Annotated in this window: 4 protein-coding genes; 1 reads left to right on the top strand and 3 read right to left on the bottom strand. The window is 73.5% G+C overall.

Annotated features, from left to right (window positions below; genetic code table 11):
* Window positions 1-56 precede the first annotated feature (56 nt).
* The 3 genes from DBR36_RS00635 to DBR36_RS00625 form a co-directional block, all read right to left on the bottom strand.
* Window positions 57-1,838: a gamma-glutamyltransferase family protein gene (locus DBR36_RS00635; RefSeq protein ID WP_108317109.1), complete on the bottom strand. Its 1,782-nt coding sequence runs from the start codon at window positions 1,836-1,838 to the stop codon at window positions 57-59.
* Window positions 1,835-3,298, bottom strand: coding sequence for an aminopeptidase P family protein (locus DBR36_RS00630; RefSeq protein ID WP_108317108.1), 1,464 nt, complete (start codon window positions 3,296-3,298; stop codon window positions 1,835-1,837). The genes DBR36_RS00635 and DBR36_RS00630 overlap by 4 nt, the downstream gene beginning before the upstream one ends.
* Window positions 3,299-3,393: 95 nt before the next feature.
* Window positions 3,394-4,422, bottom strand: a complete 1,029-nt coding sequence (locus DBR36_RS00625; RefSeq protein WP_108317107.1) for an endonuclease/exonuclease/phosphatase family protein — start codon at window positions 4,420-4,422, stop codon at window positions 3,394-3,396.
* Window positions 4,423-4,527: 105 nt separating this feature from the next.
* On the opposite strand from DBR36_RS00625, the gene DBR36_RS00620 reads away from it, so the two are divergent.
* Entirely contained in the window at window positions 4,528-5,388 is an 861-nt protein-coding gene (locus tag DBR36_RS00620; RefSeq protein ID WP_108317106.1) for a PHP domain-containing protein, read from the top strand.
* Window positions 5,389-5,478 lie beyond the last annotated feature (90 nt).

The following is a 5,478-nucleotide window of genomic DNA, read 5'->3' as shown; positions in this document are numbered from 1 at the left end:
GTTCTCGTGCGGGCCGGGTCATGACGCCCCGGTGCTCGCCCCGGTCCGGGGGCGTCTCAGCGCCCGGCCGCGTAGCCCTGCGCCCCGCGCGGGTTGGCCGCGGCCCACAGCAGGCCCTCGGCGTCGCGACCCACGGCGCTGACGCGCCCGAGCGCCCAGTCGCCCGCGCGGCGGACGCGGTGTCCGCGCTCCTCGAGCGCGCGGATCACCTCGTCGCCCAGGCGGTCCTCGACGGCCGCGCCGGCCGGCACCCACGTGCGCGGCCAGAACGAGTCGATCAGTGCGGTGGTGTTGAGCGTCGGCGCGTCGATCGCCTGCTGCGCGGTGTAGCCGCCCACGAGCATCCGCAGCAGCACCGGAAGCTGCCACTGGTCCTGCTGGTCGCCGCCGGGGGAGCCGATCGCGATCACCTCGTCGCCGCGCGAGAGCATCGTCGGGGTGAGGGTCGTCCGCGGGCGTCGCCCCGGGGTGAGGGATGCCGGATGCCCGGGCACCAGCCAGGTCGCCTGCAGGCGCGTGCCCAGGCAGAACCCCAGCGCGGGGACCGTCGGCGACGACTGCAGCCAGCCGCCCGAGGGGGTGGCCGAAACGACGTTGCCCCACCGGTCGATGACGTCGATGTGGCAGGTGTCGCCGCGGGTCTGCCCCGACCGGTCGACCGTCGGTTCGCCGGTGGACCCGTCCGCCGACGAGCGGTCGGTGCGCAGCGGTGGCAGGCGCGGCTCGCGTCCGTCGGGCGAGCCGGGCCGCAGCTCTGCGGATGCCGCGTGCCCGATCAGCGCGCGGCGCGTGGACACGTAGGCGTCGGACAGCAGATCGTCGGCATCGACCGCGCCGTCGCCGTCGCCGAACCAGGCGTCGCGGTCGGCATAGGCCAGCTTCTGCGCCTCGAGCAGCAGATGCGCCCCCTCGGGCGTCGACGGGTCGAGCCGGGCGTCGTCGGCATCGTCCAGCAGACGCAGCGTGTGGAGCAGCGCGGGCCCCTGCGTCCACGTCCCCGCCTTGTAGACGTCCCACCCGCGGAACCGCGCCGTCACCGCGGGCTCGTACCCGGCGCGCCACGACCGGAGGTCGTCGGCATCCAGGATGCCGGCATGATCCGCCCCGTCGGCGTGACGGTGCGGGTGGGCCATGAACGCGGCGGCCTCGGGCAGCACCTCGGTCATCCACCGCTCGCGGGCCGCGTCGATGCGGCTCTCGCGGTCGGCGTCGCGGTCGCCCGCTGCGACGAGGGCGTCCAGGACGTCGCCCCACGCCGGGTTGCGCACGATCGTGTCGGGCGCGGGCGGCGAGCCGGTCGGCATCCACCTCTCGGCGGACGTCGGCCAGTGCGCGTGGAACAGATCGGCGACGCGCGCGATGGTCGCGGCGGCACCGGCCACCAGGGGATGACCGTCGCGGGCGTAGCCGATCGCGAAGGCGAGGACGTCGGCGAGCTCCCACGTGCCGTGGTCGCGCAGCAGCAGCAGCCACGCGTCGACCGCCCCCGGAACGGCGGCCGCGAGACCGCCCGCTCCGGGGACCAGGTCGAGGCCGCGACCGGTGAAGTGCGCGATGTCGGCGCGCGCGGGTGCCGGGCCCTGGCCCATGAGCACGACCGGTTCGGCCGCGCCCGCCGGACGGATCAGCGCGACCAGGTCGCCGCCGGGGCCGTTGAGGTGCGGCTCGACGACGTGCAGCACGAACGCGCCGGCCACGGCCGCGTCAAAGGCGTTGCCGCCGCGCTCGAGAACGGCCTGGGCGGTCGCGGTGGCCGTCCAGTGCGCCGAGGCCGACATACCGAACGTCCCCCGCAGGGTGGGACGGGAGGTAAAGAATGCCGGGGGCGTGAAGGTCATCGCTTCAGCCGGGCGATCCACTCCTCGACCTCGTCCGCGGTGCGCGGGATGCCGGCCGACAGGTTGACGGGACCGTCCGCCGTCATCACGATGTCGTCCTCGATGCGGGCACCGATGCCGCGGTACTCCTCGGGCACGGTCAGATCGTCGATCTGGAAGTACAGGCCGGGCTCGATCGTGAAGACCATGCCCGGCTCGAGCAGCCCGTCGTAGTACATCTCGCGACGCGCCTGGGCGCAGTCGTGCACGTCGATGCCGAGGTGGTGGCTCGTGCCGTGGACCATGTAGCGCCGGTGCTGGCCGCCGCGGTCGCCGTCGAGGGCCTCTTCGGCCGTCACGGGCAGCAGACCCCACTCGGCGACGCGGGCCGCGATGACCTCCATGGCGGCCTCGTGCAGACGACGGAACGGCACCCCGACCTTCGCCGCGGCGAACGACGCGTCGGCGGCCTCGCGGACCGTCTCGTAGATGCGGCGTTGGATGTCGGTGAACGTGCCCGAGACGGGCAGCGTGCGGGTGATGTCGGCCGTGTACAGGCTGTCGACCTCGACGCCGGCGTCGAGCAGGATCAGGTCGCCCGGCTTGACGGGGCCGTCGTTGCGGGTCCAGTGCAGGTAGCAGGCGTGCGGGCCCGAGGCCGCGATCGTGTCGTAGCCGACGCTGTTGCCGTCGGACCGGGCGCGCTGGTGGAAGACCCCCTCGACGACGCGCTCACCGCGCGGGTGCTCGATGATGCGGGGGAGCTCGGCGATGACGTCGTCGAAGCCGCGGCCGGTGACCTCGACGGCCAGGGCCATCTGCGCCAGCTCGTACTCGTCCTTGACCAGGCGCAGCTCCGACACGAAGCGCGTCAGCTCGTCGTCGGTGCCGACCGTGCGGTCGTCCGCCTCGGGCGAGAACGCGTCCAGGTGCGCCGTGGTCAGGCCGAGGTCGGCGGCGACGCCGTCGAGGGCGGGGCGCGGGCCGATCCAGAACTCGCCGATCGTGGCATCCGAGTAGAACTCCGCCGTCGTGCGGTCGGCGCGCTCACGGAAGTACAGGACCGCCTCGTGTCCCTCGTCGCGGGGCTCGAACACGAGCACGGCGTCGGGCTCGGCGTCGCTGCCCCACCCGGTGAGGTGCGAGAAGGCGGAGTGCGCGCGGAAGGGATAGTCGCAGTCGTTGCTGCGCTGCTTGAGGCCGCCCGCGGGGACGACCACGCGCTGGCCGGGGAAGGCCTTCGACACCTTCTCGCGACGACGGGCGGCCCACGGGGCCTGCTCGCGCGCGGCGGGCAACGAAGCCGGGTGCTCGGCCCACCCCGTCGAGATGGTGTCGAGGAACCCTCGGGGGAACGGCGCCTTGCGATTGCTAGGGGCGGCGGTCTCGGTCTCGGCGGCCTGGGGCTCGGCGGTCTGGGGCTCGTCGGCCTGGGGCTCGGCGGTCGGCGCGGTCGTGTCGCGGGGGGAGGGAGCGTCCATCGTTCCAGTCTCGCACTCGACGGCGTCGGGCGCACGAATGCCACGGCCCCGCCGCCCGTATCCAGGGTGGGGAGGAGGGGCGCAGGCGCCCGTCGTCAGCGGGCGGTGCGCTCGAGCTGCACGACGATGGGGCGGTGATCGCTGCCCGACCCGTCGAGGGAGCGCATGACGACCGAGCCCGACACGGTCCAGTCGGGCGTCGCCATGACGTGGTCGATCGGCGCGCCCAGCAGCGCGGGAGCGTCGGTCGGCCAGGTGCCCACACCGCCGTTGCCGCTCTCGGACGCCGCGTCGTGGCAGCGGCCCAGGGTGCCGCCGTCGATGCCCATTCCCGTCATGTGGTCGAGCGTGGCGTTGAAGTCGCCGGCGAGGATGACGTTGTCGGTGCCGCACTGATCGGCCAGCCACTGCAGGTCGCTGCGCCACTGCGGCATGTACTCCTGGCGCGGCGCGACCGCGTGCGCGGCGACGATGATCGGCCCGTCGCCCGAGACCGGCATGGCCACGGCGCTGGGGACGGTGGAGGTGTTGCTCGAACCGTCGAGCGACGACTGGATGACGGAGTAGTCGCCCAGGCTCGGGCGGATCAGAACGGTCGTCGACGTGGCATCCCACCCCGTGATGCCGTACTCGCCGTACTCGGCGTGATGGGCCCACATCGGCTGCCCCATGTCGCGCATCATCTCGGCGACCTGCGCGCCGGTGTCGATCGTGGTCTCGGGCAGCGTCACCACGTCGGCCTGCATGCCCACGGCGAACTTCGCGATCGACTCGGCCGAGGTCGCCGAGCCCGCGGTGTTCCACGTCATCACCCGCAGGCTCGTCTCGGTCTTGGCGGGCAGATCGCCGCCGAAGCCGCGGTCGGAGAGCAGGGCGACGTTGATGCCGCCCGAAACGCCGAAGATCAGCGCGAGCACCAGGGCCATCGCCCGCACCGGGCGGATGAATGCGAACAGCAGCATGAGCAGCGTCGCCGCGATCAGGGCGGCCGCGAGCGGCGCACGGAACGAGATCACCTGCGCGAGCGGGAACGTGCGCTCGAGACCGAAGGCCGAGGGCCACGTGAGCACGGCGGCACCCGCCGCGAAGACGAGCGCGACCAGGAATCCGAGCAGTCGACGCACGCATCCGACCCTAGGCGAGCCGTCTGGGAGATCGACGGATGCCGGCAGGGTGATGCCCGAAGGTCACCGCGGCCACCGAGGGGGTGAGGGCGATACGCTCGACGGATGCCGCACGATCGTCGTTTCGAGGGACCGACCGATCTGCACCTGCACTCCTCGCACTCCGACGGGACCGAGCCGCCCGCCGAGGTCATGGCCGCCGCGCACCGCCATGGCCTGCGCACCGCCGCCCTGACCGACCACGACACGACCTCGGGCTGGGCCGAAGCCGCCGAGGCGGCGACGTCCCTGGGAATGACGTTCGTGCCCGGCATGGAGCTGTCGGCGCGGCACCGCTGGCGCAGCGTCCACCTGCTCGCCTACCTGATCGATCCCGACGACGCGGGGCTGCGGGCGATGACCGATCGCATCCGCTCGTCGCGCCTCGACCGCGCGCAGATCATGGCGGAGCGCATCTCGCACGACTACGACATCGCGTGGGACGACATCGTCGCGCAGACCACCGACGGCGCGACCGTGGGGCGCCCGCACATCGCCGACGCCCTCGTCGCCCGGGGGATCGTCGCCGATCGCACCGAGGCCTTCGCCGGCATCCTGCACCCGTCCGGCGATTACTACGTGGCCCTGTACGCCCCGGACCCGGTGACCGCCGTCGAACTCGTCGTCGGGGCCGGGGGCGTGCCGATCGTCGCCCACCCGGCCGGTCGCGCGCTGCTTCCCGACGGGGTGCTGCAGGCGATGCTGCAGGCGGGTCTGGCGGGGTTCGAGCTCGCCCATCGCGAGAACCTGCCCGAGCCGACGGCCCTGCTCGCCACGCTCGCGGCCGAGCGCGACCTGATCGTCACCGGGTCGAGCGATTACCACGGTCTGGGCAAGCCGAACGTCCCGGGCGAGAACACGACCGCCGACGACATGGTCGCGCGGCTGTTCGCGCTCGGTCGCGGTTCGGCGCCGGTCTTCGCGTAGGCGCGGGGCGCTGCGTAGGCGCGGGGCGCTGCGCGCGCGAGCGCTGCGCTGGGCTCGGCGGGGGTTCTTACACTCTGCGGGGCGCTGGGC

It is taken from the genome of Microbacterium sp. HMWF026, from assembly GCF_003061325.1.
Lineage (GTDB): Bacteria > Actinomycetota > Actinomycetes > Actinomycetales > Microbacteriaceae > Microbacterium > Microbacterium testaceum_E.
The sequence above is the reverse complement of the archived record's forward strand: the minus strand, read 5'-3'. Positions and strand labels throughout refer to the sequence as shown.